At 64.9% G+C, this 16,623-nt stretch carries 20 protein-coding genes and 1 tRNA gene; 8 read left to right on the top strand and 13 right to left on the bottom strand.

Going from position 1 to position 16,623, the window contains the following annotated elements:
* Positions 1–25: 25 nt before the first annotated feature.
* Together B1756_RS01265 and B1756_RS01260 are read right to left on the bottom strand one after the other, a co-directional pair.
* Positions 26–343 (bottom strand): hypothetical protein, encoded by a 318-nt coding sequence (locus B1756_RS01265; protein ID WP_086886901.1) that lies wholly within the window; start codon positions 341–343, stop codon positions 26–28.
* A gap of 78 nt (positions 344–421) precedes the next feature.
* Positions 422–919, bottom strand: a complete 498-nt coding sequence (locus B1756_RS01260) for a hypothetical protein (RefSeq protein WP_086886900.1) — start codon at positions 917–919, stop codon at positions 422–424.
* A 75-nt stretch (positions 920–994) separates the two neighbouring features.
* On the opposite strand from B1756_RS01260, the gene B1756_RS01255 reads away from it, so the two are divergent.
* The 3 genes from B1756_RS01255 to B1756_RS01245 all read left to right on the top strand — a co-directional run bounded on the left by B1756_RS01255 (position 995) and on the right by B1756_RS01245 (position 3,431).
* Complete coding sequence (locus B1756_RS01255; RefSeq protein WP_086886899.1) at positions 995–2,428, top strand: NAD(P)H-hydrate dehydratase; 1,434 nt, start codon at positions 995–997, stop codon at positions 2,426–2,428.
* Complete coding sequence (gene moaC / locus B1756_RS01250) at positions 2,421–2,921, top strand: cyclic pyranopterin monophosphate synthase MoaC (RefSeq protein ID WP_086886898.1); 501 nt, start codon at positions 2,421–2,423, stop codon at positions 2,919–2,921. Before B1756_RS01255 ends, moaC begins: the two co-directional genes overlap by 8 nt.
* Positions 2,922–3,017: 96 nt before the next feature.
* Complete coding sequence (locus B1756_RS01245; protein ID WP_228434431.1) at positions 3,018–3,431, top strand: hypothetical protein; 414 nt, start codon at positions 3,018–3,020, stop codon at positions 3,429–3,431.
* Positions 3,432–3,465: 34 nt separating this feature from the next.
* Here B1756_RS01245 and B1756_RS01240 read toward each other — a convergent pair whose 3' ends face one another.
* The 5 genes from B1756_RS01240 to B1756_RS01220 form a co-directional block, all read right to left on the bottom strand.
* Positions 3,466–4,209 carry a beta-ketoacyl-ACP reductase gene (locus tag B1756_RS01240; protein ID WP_086886897.1) on the bottom strand — a complete coding sequence of 248 codons (744 nt, stop codon included), beginning with the start codon at positions 4,207–4,209 and terminating at the stop codon, positions 3,466–3,468.
* A gap of 151 nt (positions 4,210–4,360) precedes the next feature.
* Positions 4,361–5,755 carry a class III poly(R)-hydroxyalkanoic acid synthase subunit PhaC gene (gene phaC, locus B1756_RS01235; protein WP_086886896.1) on the bottom strand — a complete coding sequence of 465 codons (1,395 nt, stop codon included), beginning with the start codon at positions 5,753–5,755 and terminating at the stop codon, positions 4,361–4,363.
* Complete coding sequence (locus B1756_RS01230; protein WP_086886895.1) at positions 5,752–6,315, bottom strand: poly(R)-hydroxyalkanoic acid synthase subunit; 564 nt, start codon at positions 6,313–6,315, stop codon at positions 5,752–5,754. The genes phaC and B1756_RS01230 overlap by 4 nt, the downstream gene beginning before the upstream one ends.
* Positions 6,316–6,370: 55 nt before the next feature.
* Complete coding sequence (locus B1756_RS01225) at positions 6,371–6,853, bottom strand: hypothetical protein (protein ID WP_086886894.1); 483 nt, start codon at positions 6,851–6,853, stop codon at positions 6,371–6,373.
* A 45-nt stretch (positions 6,854–6,898) separates the two neighbouring features.
* A complete protein-coding gene (locus tag B1756_RS01220) occupies positions 6,899–7,216 on the bottom strand; it encodes an AbrB/MazE/SpoVT family DNA-binding domain-containing protein (RefSeq protein ID WP_086886893.1) in 318 nt (105 codons plus the stop codon).
* 526 nt (positions 7,217–7,742) lie between these two features.
* On the opposite strand from B1756_RS01220, the gene B1756_RS01215 reads away from it, so the two are divergent.
* The 4 genes from B1756_RS01215 to B1756_RS01200 all read left to right on the top strand — a co-directional run bounded on the left by B1756_RS01215 (position 7,743) and on the right by B1756_RS01200 (position 10,691).
* On the top strand, positions 7,743–8,375 hold the full coding sequence (locus B1756_RS01215; protein ID WP_086886892.1) for a MaoC family dehydratase: 633 nt from the start codon (positions 7,743–7,745) through the stop codon (positions 8,373–8,375).
* Positions 8,376–8,488: 113 nt separating this feature from the next.
* The gene (locus tag B1756_RS01210) at positions 8,489–9,859 is read left to right on the top strand and encodes a phosphohexomutase domain-containing protein (RefSeq protein ID WP_086886891.1); all 1,371 of its coding nucleotides are present in this window, start codon (positions 8,489–8,491) and stop codon (positions 9,857–9,859) included.
* A gap of 70 nt (positions 9,860–9,929) precedes the next feature.
* Positions 9,930–10,328, top strand: a complete 399-nt coding sequence (gene cdd / locus B1756_RS01205; RefSeq protein ID WP_086886890.1) for a cytidine deaminase — start codon at positions 9,930–9,932, stop codon at positions 10,326–10,328.
* Between the two features lie 120 nt (positions 10,329–10,448).
* Positions 10,449–10,691: a hypothetical protein gene (locus tag B1756_RS01200; protein ID WP_086886889.1), complete on the top strand. Its 243-nt coding sequence runs from the start codon at positions 10,449–10,451 to the stop codon at positions 10,689–10,691.
* Between the two features lie 7 nt (positions 10,692–10,698).
* Here B1756_RS01200 and B1756_RS01195 read toward each other — a convergent pair whose 3' ends face one another.
* Positions 10,699–11,145 carry a DUF488 domain-containing protein gene (locus B1756_RS01195; protein ID WP_086886888.1) on the bottom strand — a complete coding sequence of 149 codons (447 nt, stop codon included), beginning with the start codon at positions 11,143–11,145 and terminating at the stop codon, positions 10,699–10,701.
* Between the two features lie 60 nt (positions 11,146–11,205).
* Here B1756_RS01195 and B1756_RS01190 point away from each other — a divergent pair, with 60 nt between their 5' ends.
* Positions 11,206–12,027, top strand: coding sequence for a nucleoside phosphorylase (locus tag B1756_RS01190; RefSeq protein WP_086886887.1), 822 nt, complete (start codon positions 11,206–11,208; stop codon positions 12,025–12,027).
* A gap of 34 nt (positions 12,028–12,061) precedes the next feature.
* Here B1756_RS01190 and B1756_RS01185 read toward each other — a convergent pair whose 3' ends face one another.
* From B1756_RS01185 to B1756_RS01160, 5 genes are all read right to left on the bottom strand, one after another.
* Positions 12,062–13,447, bottom strand: a complete 1,386-nt coding sequence (locus B1756_RS01185) for an APC family permease (RefSeq protein WP_086886886.1) — start codon at positions 13,445–13,447, stop codon at positions 12,062–12,064.
* A gap of 179 nt (positions 13,448–13,626) precedes the next feature.
* Positions 13,627–14,391, bottom strand: coding sequence for a mechanosensitive ion channel domain-containing protein (locus B1756_RS01180; RefSeq protein ID WP_086886885.1), 765 nt, complete (start codon positions 14,389–14,391; stop codon positions 13,627–13,629).
* Position 14,392: 1 nt separating this feature from the next.
* Positions 14,393–15,205, bottom strand: coding sequence for a diadenylate cyclase DacZ (gene dacZ / locus B1756_RS01175; protein ID WP_086886884.1), 813 nt, complete (start codon positions 15,203–15,205; stop codon positions 14,393–14,395).
* A gap of 926 nt (positions 15,206–16,131) precedes the next feature.
* Positions 16,132–16,215 (bottom strand) — tRNA-Leu (locus tag B1756_RS01165).
* Positions 16,216–16,268: 53 nt separating this feature from the next.
* Positions 16,269–16,475, bottom strand: coding sequence for a hypothetical protein (locus tag B1756_RS01160; protein ID WP_086886882.1), 207 nt, complete (start codon positions 16,473–16,475; stop codon positions 16,269–16,271).
* Between the last annotated feature and the right edge of the window lie 148 nt (positions 16,476–16,623).

Raw genomic sequence — 16,623 nt, 5'->3', positions numbered from 1 at the left:
TCCGACTATTCCGGTGGGGAACCGACTAGCGAGGGCTGAACTTGCTGGTCCTGCTTCCGCCGGGATCGTCCGACCCATCGTCGTCTCTACGACCTCCTCGAGGGGGAGTGCCGTCGCCGCTCAGCTCCGCGTCGTCGAAGACGTCGATGTGGTGGATGGCGCTGGGTGAGAGGAGTCGATTCCCCTCGAGTTCGATCCAGCCGTTGGCGTGGACGACGATGGGCCCCTCGTAGAGGACGTCGTCTGGATCAGGTCCGTCGTAGATGACGACGTCGTGGTAGGCCTGCGTGAGGACGGTCAGGTCGCCGTCGAAGATCGATTCGGTGGAGGCAAGCGGGAACATCGGTAGGGGACAGTGAAACCGCGATCGGTAAGTGCGTTATCATGCCGTCGACGACCGTCCGGCGTGCCACGAACCCCGTCATTCGAGTTCCTGCAGATAGTCGGCGAGCCACGGCGGTTCGTCGGTGTAGCGCCAGGTAGCCATCTCTGCCTTCTCGCCGGCGTAGTAGGCGCGGTAGGCGGCCACGGGATCGGCTGGGTCACGGTACTTCTCGGGCATCGCCTGCGGGCGCGGCGTCGGCTCGTCGGTGGGAAAGTCGATCGCGTCGGGGTCGATTCGGTCGATCACCTGCCACGAGGCGTGGTCTTCGTCCTTCTCGTACCGGTCGACGAACTCGGCGTTGAGCGCCGCTGCGTGCTCGCGCAGGCGGAGCCAGTTCGCCCGGGACTCGGTCGCCCACCGCGTGACGGGGTGATCGACGTGGGTCGGCCGATAGAGAAAGTCAGCCTCGAGCCCGTTCTCCCGCGCGGCGGTACAGAGGACCTGCGCGGCCTCGAGCAGCAGTTTGTTGACGTGCTGGTCGCAGTGATAATTCGCGGCGAGTGCCGGGTCCTCGTCGAGCCAGAAGACGTTCACGGTCCAGTTTGGTGCCGAGGCGGATTGAACCCGTCGTCCGCAATCTTCAACGGCCGCCCGGTCGAAACACGGGGCATGATCACAGGCAGGCGGATGGCTGCCGTCGACGCCAACGCGGCGGCACTCGGCGTCCCCCGAAAACAACTCATGGAGTCGAGCGGACACGCCGTCGCGCGGGCGGTTCGCGAGGTCGCCGACCCCGGCTCGAGGGTCGTGATCGTCGCCGGACGCGGGAACAACGGCGGCGACGCGTTCGTTACGGCTCGATTTCTCGACGAGTACCACGTGACGACGCTCCTGCTGGGCCGCGCCGAGACCATCGGCACCGAAATCGCCCGCGAGAACTGGGACGCACTCGAGGCCGCCGACTACGATATCCGCGAGGTGACCGACTCCGCGGGGTTCGAGCTACCCGAGGCCGACGTGGTCGTCGACGCGATGCTCGGGACGGGGATCAGCGGCGACCTGCGCGAACCCGCCGCGACCGCGGCTCGTGCGATCAACGCCGCCGACGCGACGGTCGTCGCCGTAGACGTTCCCTCGGGGTTCGACGCAGACGACGGTGACCACGCGGACAACGGCGTCGAGGCCGATCACGTGGTCACCTTCCACGACGCGAAACCCGGTCTCGAGGACCTCGAGGCCGACGTGACAGTCGCCGACATCGGCATTCCGTCGGCGGCCGAGCGGTTCGTCGGGCCGGGAGACGTCGACCTGGCGCGACCGACCGGACGCGAGGGCCGACCGTACGTGATCGGCGGCGGTCCCTACACGGGCGCGCCGGCGCTCGCCGCAGCGGCCGCGCTCCGGGCAGGGGCAGAACTTTCCTTCGTGGCCGCGCCCGAGGTCGTCGCCCGCGAGATTCAGGGCTACAGCGAGGACCTGATCGTCCAGCCGTTCGACGGGGAACACCTCCAGCCCGAACAGGTCGAGGACCTTCTCGAGACTGCCCGGACCTACGACAACGTCGTCGTGCTCGGCCCGGGGATCGGCACCGAGGAGAAGACCCTCGAGGCCGCGAGCCGGTTTCTCGAGGGCTTTTCCGGCCGCGTGGTCGTCGACGCGGACGCCCTGCAGGTGGTCCCCGAGGTCGAGACCGAGGCGACGCTGGTCTGTACGCCGAACCGGGGCGAACTCGCGCGGATGGGTGGACCCGACGCGGACGACCTCCGTGCAGTCGCCGACGATATCGAGGCGTTCGCGGCCGACCTTGGACACGTGGTCCTCGCAAAAGGCGCAGACGACGTGATTACCGACGGCGAGCGGACACGGGTTAGCCGCTCTGGAACCGTCGGCATGAAAGTCGGCGGGACGGGCGACACTCTCGCAGGAATCGTCGCGGCCCTGCTCGAGCACGCACCACCGCTCGAGGCTGCCTCGGCGGCCGCCCAGGTCAACGGACTCGCAGGCGAGCAACTGGCAGCCGAGGAGGGTCACGGCCTCCTCGCGTCTGACCTCGCGGACGAAATCCCCAGGGTGCTCTGGGACGGAGGGGTGAGCAATGACTGAGCAGTCTGGAGCGGACGACGCGACCGATCTCACCCACACCACCGACGACGGAGACGTCCAGATGGTCGACGTCGGCGACAAACCCGACAGCGAGCGCCGGGCCGTCGCCGCCGGCCAGATCCACCTCGCGCCCTCGACCATCGAGGCGATTCGCGCGGACGAGGTCGGCAAGGGCGACGTGCTCTCGACGGCGCGGGTCGGCGCGATTCAGGCGGTCAAACACACCTGGGAGACGATCCCGATGTGTCACCAGATCCCGATCACGAACGTCGACACCGCCTTCGACCTCCGCGAGGACCGGATCGACCTCGAGGTGGCCGTCGAGACGACCGGGAAGACCGGCTGCGAGATGGAAGCGCTCGAGGGCGTCACCACCGGCCTGAACGTCGTCTGGGACATGGTCAAAGCCGTCGAGAAGGACGAGGACGGACAGTATCCAGCAACGCGCATCGAGAACGTGCGGGTGCTCGAGAAGGAGAAACGGACTCGATAACGACGAAGCCGCCGACCTCGTGAACGGACGCCTCGAGTGGAGTCCGCAGAATGCGATCCAAAAACGTATTAGAAATCTGTACGTTGTATCCGGCCGATGCCGCTCGAGTCCCTCCCCCACGAATCGGTACTGGTTGCCGTTTCGTTCGTGACCATCGCCTCGTTTGTCGTCGCGGGCCTCTGTCTCTGCCTCGCGATTGCGATGGACGCGAACGCCCGCGGCGGAAACGGGATTCTCTGGGGCCTGGGAACGTTCGTGTTCCCGCCTCTCGTCCCCGTGTATCCGTTCTACAGGATCCGGTACCCGGCTCGAGTCGGGCCGGCTGGCAGGATCGAACGGTGGATCGGTGCGTTCGGGGTCGGGGGCGTCTCGGCGATGGTCGCTGCGAACGTGCTCGCCCCGCCGGACCCGTTCAGCCTGATCATCTACGGCCTGCCGCTGCTCGTCGTCTTCGTGCCGCTCGCACTGGTCGGCTGTTACCGTCCCGGGTGGCGCGCGATCGTCTCCTGATGGCCTGAAAACAGCGATCACCGCAGTTGCGGGGTCAGAGGTCCATCCCCCCGTTGACGTCGATCACCTCGCCCGTAACGTACGAGGAATCCTCACTCGCGAGAAAGCGGACCACGGCCGCGATGTCTTCGACCTCGGCGAGTCGGGCGAGCGGAACGCCGGCGACGATCCGATCGAGGACCTTGTCTGGGACGGCCTCGACCATGTCGGTCCGGGTAAAGCCCGGTGCGACGCAGTTGGCCGTCGAGCCGCCCTGGGCCAGCTCGAGCGCGATCGTCCGTGTGAACCCGAACATGCCGCTCTTGGCGGCCGCGTAGTTTGCCTGGCCGAAGTTACCCTGTTTGCCGACGACGCTCGAGATGTTGATGAGCCGGCCCTCGTCGGCGTTCCAGATGTCGTCGTAGAAGACCTGCGTGCAGTTGAACGTCCCGCCGAGGTTGACGTCCATCACGCGGTCCCACTCCTCGCGGGTCATTTCGGTGAACTGGGTGTCAGCGGTGATGCCAGCGTTGTTCACGAGTACGTCGGCCGGGCCGAAGGTCTCGTGACAGTGATCGCGCATCGCTTCGACGCCCTCGCGGTCGGTGACGTCGGCCTGTGCCGCGATCGCCTCGCCACCGGCAGCCTCGATCGTTTCGACGGCGTCGTAGGCGTCGCCTTCCGACGACCGGTAGTTGACCACGACGTTCGCGCCCTCTGCGCCGAGGTATTCTGCGATTCCCCGACCGATGCCCCGTGCCGAGCCAGTGATGACGCACGTGCGTCCGTCCATGGACATAGCACCTCCTCGTTCCACGACCGCAAGTAAATAATAACGTGTCAGTCACAGAACTTGAGGGTGTGACAAAATCGACGATCGTCGGCTGGCCACGAGCGTCGACCCCACCCCCCTCGAGGGTCTCGATGCGGTGTGCCTATCCACCCCGCGATCACCGGTACTCGTCTCGAGCCTGCTCGATCCAGTCTTCGACCCTGCTGGGTGAGATGCCAGTTTCGTCGGCCAGTTCGACCGCGTCGGCGGTCGCGAGTTCCGCAACCGAGTCGACTCCGGCGGCGTGTAGGTCGGCCGCGTAGGTCCGACCGATGCCGGTCAGGCTGGTCAGATCCGCCGCGGAGCCGTCGGTCTCGACGGTCGGCTGGTCGGCGTCGGTCGGCCCCGTCTCGTCGTCGGCGACGTCCTCGGCGAGGGCGGCGTCCTCGTCTTTGCGGTCAGTTGCCGTCGGTGCTGGATCGGCCTCACCGTTCGACCGCGCCTCGAACCAGTCACAGACCTCCGGCCAGAGTTCGGCGTGGCTGCGCGAGGAGACCGACATCCCGATGTGGCCGGTCGGGAACTCGAGGATCTCGGTATCGTCGCTCCCGACGACTTCGTTGAACGGTTTCGAGGCACCCGGCGGGATGAGGTGGTCGTACTCGGCGACGATCTGGAGAACGGGGACGTCGATCCGTTCGAGGTCGACGTGCTCACCGTCGAGGTGGAGTTCGTTCCGGTAGAGCTTGTTCTCCTGATAGATGTCGCGGATGAACTCCTCGTAGGCGACGCCTGCGACGTCGATTCCCTCCGAGAGCCAGCGTTCCATCCGGGCGAAGTTCTCGACGAAGTCCTCGTCTTCGACGTTGTCGTAGAGACGAGCGTACTTCGAGACGTTGTTTGCCACGGGGTCCATGAGCGCGAACCCGACGTCCAGAAACTCCGCCGGAACGTTGTCGTAGGCGTCGGTGACCGCCTCCGGATCGTAGTAGTCCTCGCCACCCCACAGCTCGAGGACGCCGCCCTCGCCCGCAAAGCAGAGACCTGCGGCCATCAGGCCGAGGTTGCGAACCTTCTCGGGGAACAGCGCCGTGTACATCGCGGTCATCGTCCCGCCCATACAGTAGCCGAGCACGTTGATGGCGTCCTGATCCGACCGGTCGCGAACGACGTCGACGCAGTTGTCGACGTAGCGGTTCACGTAGTCGGCGAGCGAGAGTGACCGATCCAGTTTCGAGGGCTCGCCCCAGTCGATCAGGTAGACGTCGAAACCGGCCTCGAGCAGCGTCCGGACGACCGAGCGGTCCGGCTGGAGGTCGAGGATGTAGGGCTTGTTGATGAGTGCGTAGACGATCAGGATTGGAACGTCGTGTTGCTCGTCGGTCTGGGCCTCGTAGTGGAGAAGTTGGAGTTTGTTCTCCTCGTAGACGACGTCGCTGGGAGTCTGACCGACCTCGACGTTGTTGATCGTCTCCGTCCGCTCCGGGGCCACCTCGGCTTTCCCCGCGAGGCCGGCGGCGTTCTCCCAGGCCGTCCGCTGGATCTCCAGTGCGGTTGCGTAAGGGTTTCTCATTGCTCCGAATCCGAATCTTCGTCCAGGTGTTCGAGGATCCGGTCGAGTTTCTGCTCGACGGCGTGTTGCCGGCGCTCGAGTTCCACTAATCGGTCGCCGACCTCGAGGACGTCCTCCTCGGTCGCGAACCCGAGCGTCCGCAGCGTCTCCTGGGAAGCTTCCTCGGCTTCCTGCTGGCGCTCGAGGACGTCACCGACGGTCTCGCCAGTCATCTGGGCGAAGGCAGTCGTCGACATGACGTCCTTGAACGCCTCGTTGGCCGTGTTGAGCCAGATGTCCCGAAACTCCTCGGGGTCGACGTCCTCGCCTTCGATCGCGTCGGTGACCCGCGTGGCCATCTGTTCGGAGGCGTCCATCCACGTCTGGTAGGCCCGCGCGTAGCCTTCGACGCCGTCTGCGACCTCCTGGTCTTCGGTGACGTCGCCGACGGTCTCGGACCACTGCTCGACGAACTGGGCCTGCGCCTCGACGTTCGCCTCGAGCGCCTCGAGAAATTGCTCGTTCCACTGTTCGGTCATCGCGTTCCACTGCTGGTTCGGGGGTTGTCGTGAGTCTGTCATGATGTGGCTCTCATCGACGCCTGGTGGTAAAAAAGCTGAACTTCGTTCGCAGCGGTTACGAGACGTCGATTTCGGCGGCGGCCGACTCGACGTCGTCCGCCATCGCCGTCACGTTGGCTTCGACCTGCTCGTGAGCTTCGAGGAAGGCGTCGAAGGAGGTGTCGACGACCTCGGCGTAGCTCTCGACGAACTCGTCGTAGGCTGCTTCTGACTCCCCGAGGGCGTCGGCCCAGGCCTCGAGTGACTGGGTCTGGGCGTCGGTGGCGGAGTCGACGCTCTCGTCGACGAACTCGCGCAGTTCGGTGAAGTCGGCTGCGTCCTCGGGCATCGAGGACTCGAGGGCGTCGACGGTCGCGTGGAACGACCCCTTGGTCAGGTCTGCGTTCGACCGCACGAGCGAGTTCGAGGTCTCGACGGCGGCCGCGAAAGCGCCGATCGAGGTCGCCTGGGCCTCGAGGACGTCGTGGGTTGCGTTCTGGGACTGTTCGATAGCGGTGCGCTGGGCGTCGAAGACGGCGGTAAGTGCGTTCTGGGCCATGATTGGATCGTCAGTTAGGTGTTGTCTCTGAGTGGTGATCGACGGCTACTCGTCGTCCTCCCGGGAGCGCTTGACGGGGACGACGATCGTCTGGACGATGTCGCCCTCCTCGATATCGAGCGCGTCCCGTTCGGGTTCGGGGATGCTGATCCGACCGCCGCTCTGGACGCGGGCCTTGAACGTCGCCGTCCCCATGCTCATCGGGTACGACGAGAGGTCCTCGAGCGACGTCGGGCTCCCGGCTTGCATCAGCTGCTGCCACATCGCCTGCTGGGATTCAGCGACCTGTTCGCCCGCTTCCTGCAACTGTTCGGTGAACGCCGCAGGCGGGAACCAGTGCGACTGGTCGGAATCGTTCGTCATCAACAGGGGAGAGGCCGCCGATCGACTTAAGCTTTACCACTAGATACCATTTCATACCATCTAATGGTTAAACAGACATTCAGTGGTTCTCAGTGGCTGGGTTGGCCGATACGCTGATTCGGGTGACGGTCGACTGGTGGCTCGCTGAATCCAGTCGACGAACGACTGACGGGCAACTCGTGGGCCGAGGGATACCGGTGAGCGAGACGGGTCTTCGGTATCTCGCGAACGGTCCACGACGGAGACGCCAGCGGTCGCCGGTTTCCAGTACGGGAGCAGTGGCCACTCACGGGAGTAAAAATCCCGTCGATCGATTCCACGTCGTCTACCGACGTTTCACACGTGAATGACCCAGCGCGCACTGGGGAGAACGGATACGGGGCGCCACAGGACGGTAACCAGTCACTGATACCTCGCCCGGAGCTAATAGAGGTTTGATATGTTCGATTAGGCAGCCCCAACCGGAGTAACACTGTGTTAGGCGAGCCAAAGGAGTGATAACTGTTCCGGCCATATCTCGTCCAAGATGGTATACAAGAACACTGGGACGGAAAATCTCGCCGCCATGACGAGTGCGTGGTCGGCGATGACCCAGAGTGTCATCCAGAGTGCGACCGCCGCGAACCGGGCGGCCGTCTCGACGATGTTTCCACTCGCTTTCGATCACGAGTCGAACGGCGACACGGTCCCCGCATCGATCCCTTCCGTCGAATACTCCGATCTGGACTGGGCGTTCGAACGTTCCGTCGACGATCGTGACGACCTCAGCGTCGGCGACGTCGTCACCTTCGAGAAGACGATCAGCGAGGACGACGTCCGCGCGTTCGCCGCGGTCAGCGGCGATACGAACCGCCTCCATCTGGACGAGGCCTTCGCCGCCGACACCCGTTTCGGTGAGCGAATCGTCCACGGAACCCTCGTCTCCGGGCTAATCAGTGCCGCGCTCGCGAGACTTCCCGGCCTGACGGTCTATCTCTCTCAGGACCTCCAGTTCAACGGTCCCGTCGGAATCGGCGACCGGGTTTCCGCCCGCGTCGAAATCGTCGAATCGCTTGGCAACGACCAGTACCGGCTCGAGACGACGATCTACAACGAGTCCGACGACGTGATGGTGATCGACGGCGAGGCGGTCGTCCTGATCGACGAACTGCCCGAGTAGGTCCGTCGCCTACCGTTTTCTCGCCGCCCATCGACGAGGATCGACGAGAACAGTGCCCTCGTCACCGACGGACAGTAACGACATTTTATACACTCGCTCCCCAACGGTCGTCCATGACGCTGTTCGGGACCGCGGGGGTTCGGGGACCGGTCGAGGAGATCACGCCAGCGCTCGCGCTCTCGGTCGGACAGGCCGCCGGCCGACCCGGCGAAACGTTCGTCCTCGGACGAGACGGCCGCGAGACCGGCCCTGCACTCGCCGCCGCCATGGAAGCCGGCCTCGAGAGCGCCGGCGCAGACGTCTACCGCCTCGGTCAGGTACCGACGCCCGCGCTCGCGTTCGCCTCGCAGGGCCGGCAGGGCGTGATGATCACCGCGAGTCACAACCCACCGACTGACAACGGAATCAAACTCTTCGTCGACGGCGTCGAGTACGATAGCGACGCCGAGCGACGGATCGAAGCCGACGTCGACACCGCATCCCCGGAGCCGTGGGACCGGTGGGGCAAGTCAGGCCGGCTCGAGGTCCTCGGCCAGTACCGTGACGCCGTCGTCGCGTTCGTGGCCGACCAGTTCGGCGCGGCTGACTCTCCAGACAGCTTGCTCGAGAGCCAGCGCGTCGCCGTCGACTGTGGAAACGGCGTGGGCGCGCTCGCGACGCCGCAGGTACTCGACCGGCTGGGGGCCGAGGTCGTCGGCGTGAACGCCACCGTCGACGGTCACTTCCCGGCGAGACCGAGCAAGCCCACGCCCGAGACGTTGACCGACTTCAGCGAGTTCCTCGCCGCGGGCGCGTTCGACCTCGGGCTTGCCCACGACGGGGACGCTGACCGACTCGTCGTCTGCGGCCCCGACGGCGACGTGATCCACGAGGACACGATCCTCGCGGCCGTCGCGGCCCACTACGCCGACTCGAGCGACGACGATCCCGTCGTGGTCACGACGCCGAACGCCTCCGCCCGGATCGACGATCGCGTCCGCGACGTCGGCGGCCGGGTCGAACGAGTCCGACTCGGCGCGCTCCACGAAGGCATCGCCAGAGAGCGCGCCCGCGGTGACGAGGATACGCGGGTCGCCTTCGCCGCCGAACCCTGGAAACACGTCCACCCCGCCTTCGGCGGCTGGATCGACGGCGTCGTCAGCGCCGCCGTGGTCGCCGCCCTCGTCGCGGAGGCTGGCAGTACCGACGACCTGCGGGAGCCGATCACCGAACGCCCTTACCGGAAGGTCAGCGTCGACTGCCCCGACGAGGCGAAGGTGCCTGCGATGGACGCCCTCGAGACGGCCCTGCCCGAGACGTTCCCCGATACGACCGTCGACACCGACTACGGCGTCCGACTCGAGTTCCCCGACGCCTCGTGGATTCTCGTCAGGCCGAGCGGGACCGAGCCGTACGTCCGGCTCTACGCCGAGAGCGACGACGTCGACGACCTCGTGGCCGATGCGACCGCAGTGATCGAGACGGCGGTGGCGGAGTCGTCCTGAGGCTGCCGGAGACGATGGCCGATCCGCTGTAGCCGGTGTCTTCTTGCGCGCGCCCGCAGAACGTCGTGACATGTCCCGACAGGAACTGCTCGAGGCCGCCCGCGAGATCCAGTCGGCCGCCCACGTTCCGTACTCCGAGTACCGCGTCGGTGCCGCCCTCGAGACCGCCGACGGCGAGGTCTTCGTCGGCTGCAATCTCGAGAACGCGAACTACAGCAACAGTCTCCACGCCGAGGAGGTGGCCATCGCCGAGGCGGTCAAAATGGGTCACCGCGACTTTGCCCGGATCGCGGTCAGTTCCGACCGCCGGGATGGCCTCACCCCCTGTGGGTCGTGCCGCCAGACGCTCGCGGAGTTCTGTGCCGACGGCCTCGAGGTGATCTGCGACGACGGCGACGACGAACCGCCGGTCGTCTACACGCTCGGTGAGTTACTGCCGAATACGATCACCGAAGAGATGCTCGAGTAGCAGGCGTCGGATCGAAAACCACGCCACTTCCCTCGGTCGCTGTCGAAACGGATCGGATCGACCGACGACCATCACGATGCCGTCGTACTGGCCGAGTCCTCGAGAGCGGACGTCTCGCTCGTGGTTCGGAACACCGATGACGAGGCCCTCCTCGAGACCGACGTGGACCTCGCAGTCGATTCGTACGCGTTGCTCCGGTTCGAGGTGCCAGAGAACTACACGATCGAACTCGAGGCGGCGTCGCTCGCGGAAGTCGTCGAAATCGACGAGCGCCTCGTCGACTGCAACGCCTCGCTGCACTCGATTTCACTCCGTGAGGAGACACTCGAGTACGAGTGGGCGAGCACCCTCGAGGGCTGTTGAGCACGACTTACGCTCGCTCCTGCTCGAGTCGCTCTCGAAGGATCGTCCGGTGACAGCGTTTCGTCTCCGTATTCTCGAAACAGACGAGTGCCAGCGATTCACCGGACTCGAGCCGGGTCGCGAGCGACTCGAGCGCTGTCCGGGCCTCCTCGTCCGTCTCGAGGTGCTCGCGATATCGCTCACCGAAGTCGACCCGATCCCACGCCGCATTGTGTGCACCTTCCGCACAGAGCCCCTGCACCTTGAGGTCCTCCTCAGCCGCCTTCGTAGACTCGAGCAGGTTGGCGGGTGGGCCCAGCGCCGGGAGATTCTCGTCGACGGTCGCGTGAAACCACGGCGTCGGGCTCCGGACGACCCCGACCAGCGTCGTCTCAGGTGGGAGATCGACCAGGTCGTGCTGGAGCGCCGCGACGTAGGTGTCGGCGAGCTGGCCCCGACCTGCGTCTGTACTCATACTGTGTCCCAACGTACGCCAGCAGTTATATTCCCCGCCGCGACGAATCGCCGCTAGTCGATGCCCCGCGACAGCGAAGACCCGAACACGGACGTACAGTACCACCTCGAGGTCGGCCCCGGTGACGTCGCCGACACCGTGCTTCTCCCGGGTAATCCCGAACGACTCGAGAAGATCGTCGCCCACTGGGACGATCACGACGTGGTCGCCAGTCACCGAGAGTACCGGACGGCGACGGGGAGCTACGAGGGGACGCCCATCTCCGTCACCTCCACTGGCATCGGCAGCCCGTCGGCGGCCATCGCCGTCGAGGAACTGGCCCGCGTCGGCGTCGACACCTTTCTCCGGGTTGGCTCCTGCGGGGCGCTCAGCGCGGACGTCGCGGTCGGCGACCTCGTGATCACGACCGGCGGAGTCCGACAGGAGGGAACCAGTGACGAGTACGTCCGCGAGGACTACCCCGCAGTCGCGGACCACGAGGTCGTCGCGGCGCTCGTCGCCGCTGCCGAACGTCTTGGCTACGACTACCACGCCGGCATCACGGCGAGCACCGACTCCTTCTACGCGGGACAGGGCCGACCCGGATTCGAGGGCTTCGAGGCCGCAGGCTCGGCGCAACTGCTCGAGGAGTTACAGGCGGCGAACGTAACCAACGTGGAGATGGAAGCCAGTGCGATCCTGACGCTCGCGAACGTCTACGGCCTGCGCGCGGGTGCGGTCTGTACCGTCTACGCCAACCGTGAAACCGGTGAGTTCGCCACCGAGGGTGAGTCACGGGCCGCAGAGACGGCCACGCTCGCGACGCACCTGCTCGCGAAGATGGACGAAGTGAAGCGAGAGGCCGGTGCCGACCGCTGGCACGCCGGCCTCGGCCTCGAGTGACTGGTTCCCGACGAACGAGGGGGTGACGGCCCAGTCAGTCGCCTGCCCGCGCTTTCTCACTCTCGTGGAGTTCGGTCATCCGCGATCTGATGTCGACGCCCTGGCGCTCGAACCACCAGATTCGAGCGCGGTAGACGACGTACCCCAGCACCATCCAGCCGGCGAGCAGGGCGACCATCACCGGCAACTGGGTCGAGACGAGCACCCAGAGGGCCAGCGCCGAGACGGTCGCGCCGACGGCGACGACGCGAAGCAGCCACCGTGGGAGCTTGAACAGGGAGTACTCGTAGCGCTGTGGGTAGACTTTTGGCAGATTCCACAGCGTCACGCCAGCGATCGCGAGGCCGAAGAGGATCGTCAGCGAGAGCGCGACCGAGAGGGTCACCGTCCCCGGTGAGACCGGGGCGATCACCAGTGGGGGAATACCGAGCACGAGCACCGCCACGTGAGGCGAGTCGAATCGGTCGTGAACGCGAGCGAGCGCGGCTGGAATCACGTCGTCACGACCCGCTCGCATCAGCTGTCGCGAGTAGGCAGTGTAGGTCATGTTGATCGAGGTGAGCGCCCCCATCGCGGCCGCGAGCAGGACGAGTACCGTCAGCGGTCCGGGCATGGAATCGAGGGAGACCTGTGCCACGGCGGCGTCCATCCCGCCGAGGTCCTGCCAGTTCGCGACGCCGACGAGGACTGCAACGAGACCGACCAGCAGCGAAAGCGAGACGATCGTCGAGAGGGCGAGCACCCGGGGGATGTTGCGCGCTGGATCTTCCATCTCCTCACCGATTTCGACGACGAGACGAAAGCCCCGGAGCGGGAAGTACAGAGAGACGACGGCGACGATAACCGGGCCGACTCCCTCGGGGAACAGCGGCTGGTAGTTCGCCGCATCGACCTGAAACGCACCGGGGACGATGAACGCGAGCATGCCGACGATGATAAGCGACACCATCACGAACTGGACGATGGCGACCATCTTGATCCCGAGGACGTTCAGGACGATGAAGGGGACGAGCAGCGCGTAGACGAGCGCGAGATCGGGAACGTCGGGAACCGCTGGAATTGCCGAGGCGACGAATCCCACGTACTCGGCGAACCCGAGGCCGATGAACAGCATCCCCGCCCAGACGCCGGGAATCGTGATCCAGGGGAGCAAGAATCCCCAGAACGGCCCCACGAGCCTCGAGGCGTAGACGTAACTCCCGCCGGCGACGGGAATCGCACTCCCGAGCTGAAGCGAGAGCAAGATTCCGAACCCCAGCGGGACCATGGCGAGTAAGAGCGCGAGCAGTACGCCGGGACCGGTGTCGCCAGCGAGCGGTCCCGGGAGGACGAACGCACTCACACCGATGACGTTCCCGATTATGAGGGCCGTCCCACCGAGCAAGCCGACTTTCGTGTTGATTATACGATGTTCAGTCATGTCCCCACGTTCGAGTAATAGCTCGATAGAGGGAGCCGATACGGTAACAATGTTACGAAGTAATCGGCAAACTATCCATCCTGTTTATGGAGGGTTCTGGCCTCTTCCTGGCCGCCCCGGTTCGCCCGCCGGGTCGACGAGTCCGTCTCGAGTTAGGGGGAGACCTCTCGAGATCGGTTTCACTCCCGTTCGCGGACGAGTTCCGCCTCGAAGACCTTCCGATTCGGGACGATGTACTCCTCTGAGTCGTCTTCGATCTTGGTGACGAAGAGGTCGACCTCCTGGACGATGCCGGCCTGATCGCCGATCCGAATCCGGTCCCCGATCCCGTAGGGCTGGTTCAAAAGCAGGTAGATCCCCGCCGCACTCGAGACGAGGAAATCTTTGAACGCGACGACCCCGACGACGAAGAGGCCGACGGCGAACACCGCAAGCAGGATGAGCAGCGGGAAGACGTAGACGCCGAGCTGGCCGAGCGCGACGAGGAACGTCACGTACAGCACCGAGTACTTGACGAGTCGGGGGAGCAACGAGACCTCGGGGAGTTTGACCCCGCGGAGGTACTCACTGACCATCAACTCCGACTTGTCGGCCACGATGAACCCGAGGACGAGCACCAGAACTGCGATGAACACCTGCGGGATGTACCTGGTGATCTCGAACCAGAACATGTCCGTGTCGAGCAACTGCGCGATGTGGATGGCCGTCAGGACAGCGATACCGTAGATGAACCACGAACTGATCCGGGCGACGATTTCGACCGTCGACGTCCCGATCGACTGGGCCGTCCGCTCGAACGGCGTCCCCTCGACTGCGTCCGGCACACCGGAAGCCGTCAACAGCTCCTTGTTCAACCGGCCGACCAGATAGCCAACGACCAGCCCGAGCGCAAGCACCGCGATCGCGATGACCGCCGGCTCGTCGATCAGCGTCTGCCACTCCATGTCAGTACGCCTCCGGGTCGACCTCCAGGATCAGTTCTCCGCCTTTGAACGCCCGGACGAGCCCGTCACTCTCGGAGAGGACGATCGCGATCGCGTTCGTATCCCGGGTGATCGCCCCGCCGGCCATGTGACGCGCGCCGAGCCCCTTGGGGATGTCGACCCCCTCGGCGGAGGGCTCGAGGTAGCGGTACGCCGAGACGATCTTCCCCGCATCTGAAATGACGAACGCGCCGTCGAGCCGTGAAAACTCCTTCAGCATGACGTTCACGATCGGGTCGCCGACGTGGACGTGGGACTTCTCGAAGGGGTTGTACGACAGCGGCCGAGACTTGTTCATCACTTTCCCCGCGTCGCCGACGATGAACAGCGCCCCGACGGGCTTGCCCTTCTGCCCTTTCTTGCCGAGTTCGATCGCCAGCTCGAGTACCGCCTTGATCACCTCGGGTTCGGCCCGCGAGCGGGCAAAGAGATCGTAGATCCCCGTGTGAGCATCCGCACTCGCCCGGACTCGCGAGACGGTGTCGATGTCCTCACCGAAGACGCTCGTCGCACACGCCAGTTCGTCGCCGTCGTCGATGACGTCCTGTTCGAGCGCCCCCTCGAGTCCGAACTTGACCCGTTCAGACACGTCGGCGAACTCGAGTGGGAGTTCGACGAACGTCTCCGCCCCGACGTCGTTTTCGGTGCCGACGACGATCACCTCGAGGTCCTCGGTTGCAGCAAAGCGCTCGTAGTAGGATCCACTCGGTCCGAAGAGCACCACTGCGTCCACGCCCGAAAAGAGTTCCCCGAACACGTCGTCTACTCCGGCCATTGCTCATACAAGTCGTGGCTGCGTGAATAAACGTTGTGGGACGTCTGACGCTCGTCCGCTACCTTTCGGCCACTTCACTCGAGTTCGACCGTTCAGAATCGTTCGAACCGAACGACGCCGGTCAGTTTTCGGCCGTCGGGTATGCTCGAAACCCGAGCGACGATTCGAGCGAATACGCTCCAGTCACATCACCGCGGAGATTTCTCACGATTCCTGACCCACGTCCAGTCACCGGCCAGACGATAGCAGGAGACGAGTGCGTGCGTCTCGAGTCGACACGGATCGGCTGGCTCGAGTAATCGACCATCTCGAAACCATCTGCGAGAGACTGGCGTCGACGCTCGAAGACAGCGGTTCAGAGTGCGGGACCGAACGTGTACTGCAGTGAGGGCACCGTTCTCCCAGACTCTCGAGCGTTCGTTGCACACGCGCTCGAGGGCCGCTGCCGTCGACTCGCTCGCACGGCCCATCACGATCTTAGTGAGGCTGACGCGTTCACTGCTGGCGCGGGGTCGGATTTGAACCACGCGAAGACAGTCCGGGCCTGCGGCGCTTCGCGCCGTTCCGGGCTGTGACTTCCAGGGTTCGAATCGATCCTGCTCCGTCGTCGCTTCGCTCCTCAGTGCGCGGGACCGGATTTGAACCACGGTCGCAACGAAGTGCTCCCTGATTCACTCCGGTGGGGATTGCTCTCGCTCGCGAGTTTGCTCGCGACAGCAATGCGCGGGACCGGATTTGAACCACGCGAAGACGTGCTCACTTCGCTGCGCACGCCTTCTCTACCTCAAATCCGCTCCTGCTCCGTCGTCGCTTCGCTCCTCAGTGCGCGGGACCGGATTTGAACCACGGTCGCAACGAAGTGCTCCCTGATTCAAATCCGGTCGATGCAGAACCTGCGGCTCGCGAAATTGCTCGCCGCAGAACCATGCGCGGGACCGGATTTGAACCGGCGGACTCCTACGAGACAGCGTCCTAAGCGCTGCGCCGTTTCCTGGCTTGGCTACCCGCGCTCACCACGTGGTAGCCGGGAATCGAGTAAGAAGGTGTCGATCCATCGGACCGACTAGGGATGTTTCACTGGCTCTTCTGGCGTCCAGTCAGGGGGGACGATGAACGTCACGTGCTCTGAATCCCGAAGCTGATGGAGTTCCGCAGCCTGTTCGGCCAGCGAGCGATCCCGGTACGGCATCTCGAGGCCGCAACCGGTACAGACGAGCTTGCAGGTTGGCTCCTTCATGGCGGTCGCCTTCGTGACGGACTGGCCCAGCATCGGGCGGTAGTCGTCGATGCGTCGTTGGCGTCCGACCCGCTTTAGTAGCCGTCTCCTAGTGAAAACGCGGGAGAACGGCCGTTCTCGCTAGCTGTTCGTAGCCCCGCCTTGGAACGAGTAGCACGAGGTTGGCAAATACACGATAACA

The organism is Natrarchaeobaculum aegyptiacum, from assembly GCF_002156705.1.
GTDB lineage: Archaea > Halobacteriota > Halobacteria > Halobacteriales > Natrialbaceae > Natrarchaeobaculum > Natrarchaeobaculum aegyptiacum.
The sequence above is the reverse complement of the archived record's forward strand: the minus strand, read 5'-3'. Positions and strand labels throughout refer to the sequence as shown.

Bases quoted from the DNA above. Each gene is read 5' to 3' on its own strand.
- B1756_RS01265 (WP_086886901.1), bottom strand. From the start codon at position 343: ATGTTCCCGCTTGCCTCCACCGAATCGATCTTCGACGGCGACCTGACC.
- B1756_RS01255 (WP_086886899.1), top strand. From the start codon at position 995: ATGATCACAGGCAGGCGGATGGCTGCCGTCGACGCCAACGCGGCGGCA.
- moaC (WP_086886898.1), top strand. From the start codon at position 2,421: ATGACTGAGCAGTCTGGAGCGGACGACGCGACCGATCTCACCCACACC.
- B1756_RS01245 (WP_228434431.1), top strand. From the start codon at position 3,018: ATGCCGCTCGAGTCCCTCCCCCACGAATCGGTACTGGTTGCCGTTTCG.
- B1756_RS01240 (WP_086886897.1), bottom strand. From the start codon at position 4,209: ATGTCCATGGACGGACGCACGTGCGTCATCACTGGCTCGGCACGGGGC.
- phaC (WP_086886896.1), bottom strand. From the start codon at position 5,755: ATGAGAAACCCTTACGCAACCGCACTGGAGATCCAGCGGACGGCCTGG.
- B1756_RS01230 (WP_086886895.1), bottom strand. From the start codon at position 6,315: ATGACAGACTCACGACAACCCCCGAACCAGCAGTGGAACGCGATGACC.
- B1756_RS01225 (WP_086886894.1), bottom strand. From the start codon at position 6,853: ATGGCCCAGAACGCACTTACCGCCGTCTTCGACGCCCAGCGCACCGCT.
- B1756_RS01220 (WP_086886893.1), bottom strand. From the start codon at position 7,216: ATGACGAACGATTCCGACCAGTCGCACTGGTTCCCGCCTGCGGCGTTC.
- B1756_RS01215 (WP_086886892.1), top strand. From the start codon at position 7,743: ATGGTATACAAGAACACTGGGACGGAAAATCTCGCCGCCATGACGAGT.
- B1756_RS01210 (WP_086886891.1), top strand. From the start codon at position 8,489: ATGACGCTGTTCGGGACCGCGGGGGTTCGGGGACCGGTCGAGGAGATC.
- cdd (WP_086886890.1), top strand. From the start codon at position 9,930: ATGTCCCGACAGGAACTGCTCGAGGCCGCCCGCGAGATCCAGTCGGCC.
- B1756_RS01195 (WP_086886888.1), bottom strand. From the start codon at position 11,145: ATGAGTACAGACGCAGGTCGGGGCCAGCTCGCCGACACCTACGTCGCG.
- B1756_RS01190 (WP_086886887.1), top strand. From the start codon at position 11,206: ATGCCCCGCGACAGCGAAGACCCGAACACGGACGTACAGTACCACCTC.
- B1756_RS01185 (WP_086886886.1), bottom strand. From the start codon at position 13,447: ATGACTGAACATCGTATAATCAACACGAAAGTCGGCTTGCTCGGTGGG.
- B1756_RS01180 (WP_086886885.1), bottom strand. From the start codon at position 14,391: ATGGAGTGGCAGACGCTGATCGACGAGCCGGCGGTCATCGCGATCGCG.
- dacZ (WP_086886884.1), bottom strand. From the start codon at position 15,205: ATGGCCGGAGTAGACGACGTGTTCGGGGAACTCTTTTCGGGCGTGGAC.
- B1756_RS01160 (WP_086886882.1), bottom strand. From the start codon at position 16,475: ATGCTGGGCCAGTCCGTCACGAAGGCGACCGCCATGAAGGAGCCAACC.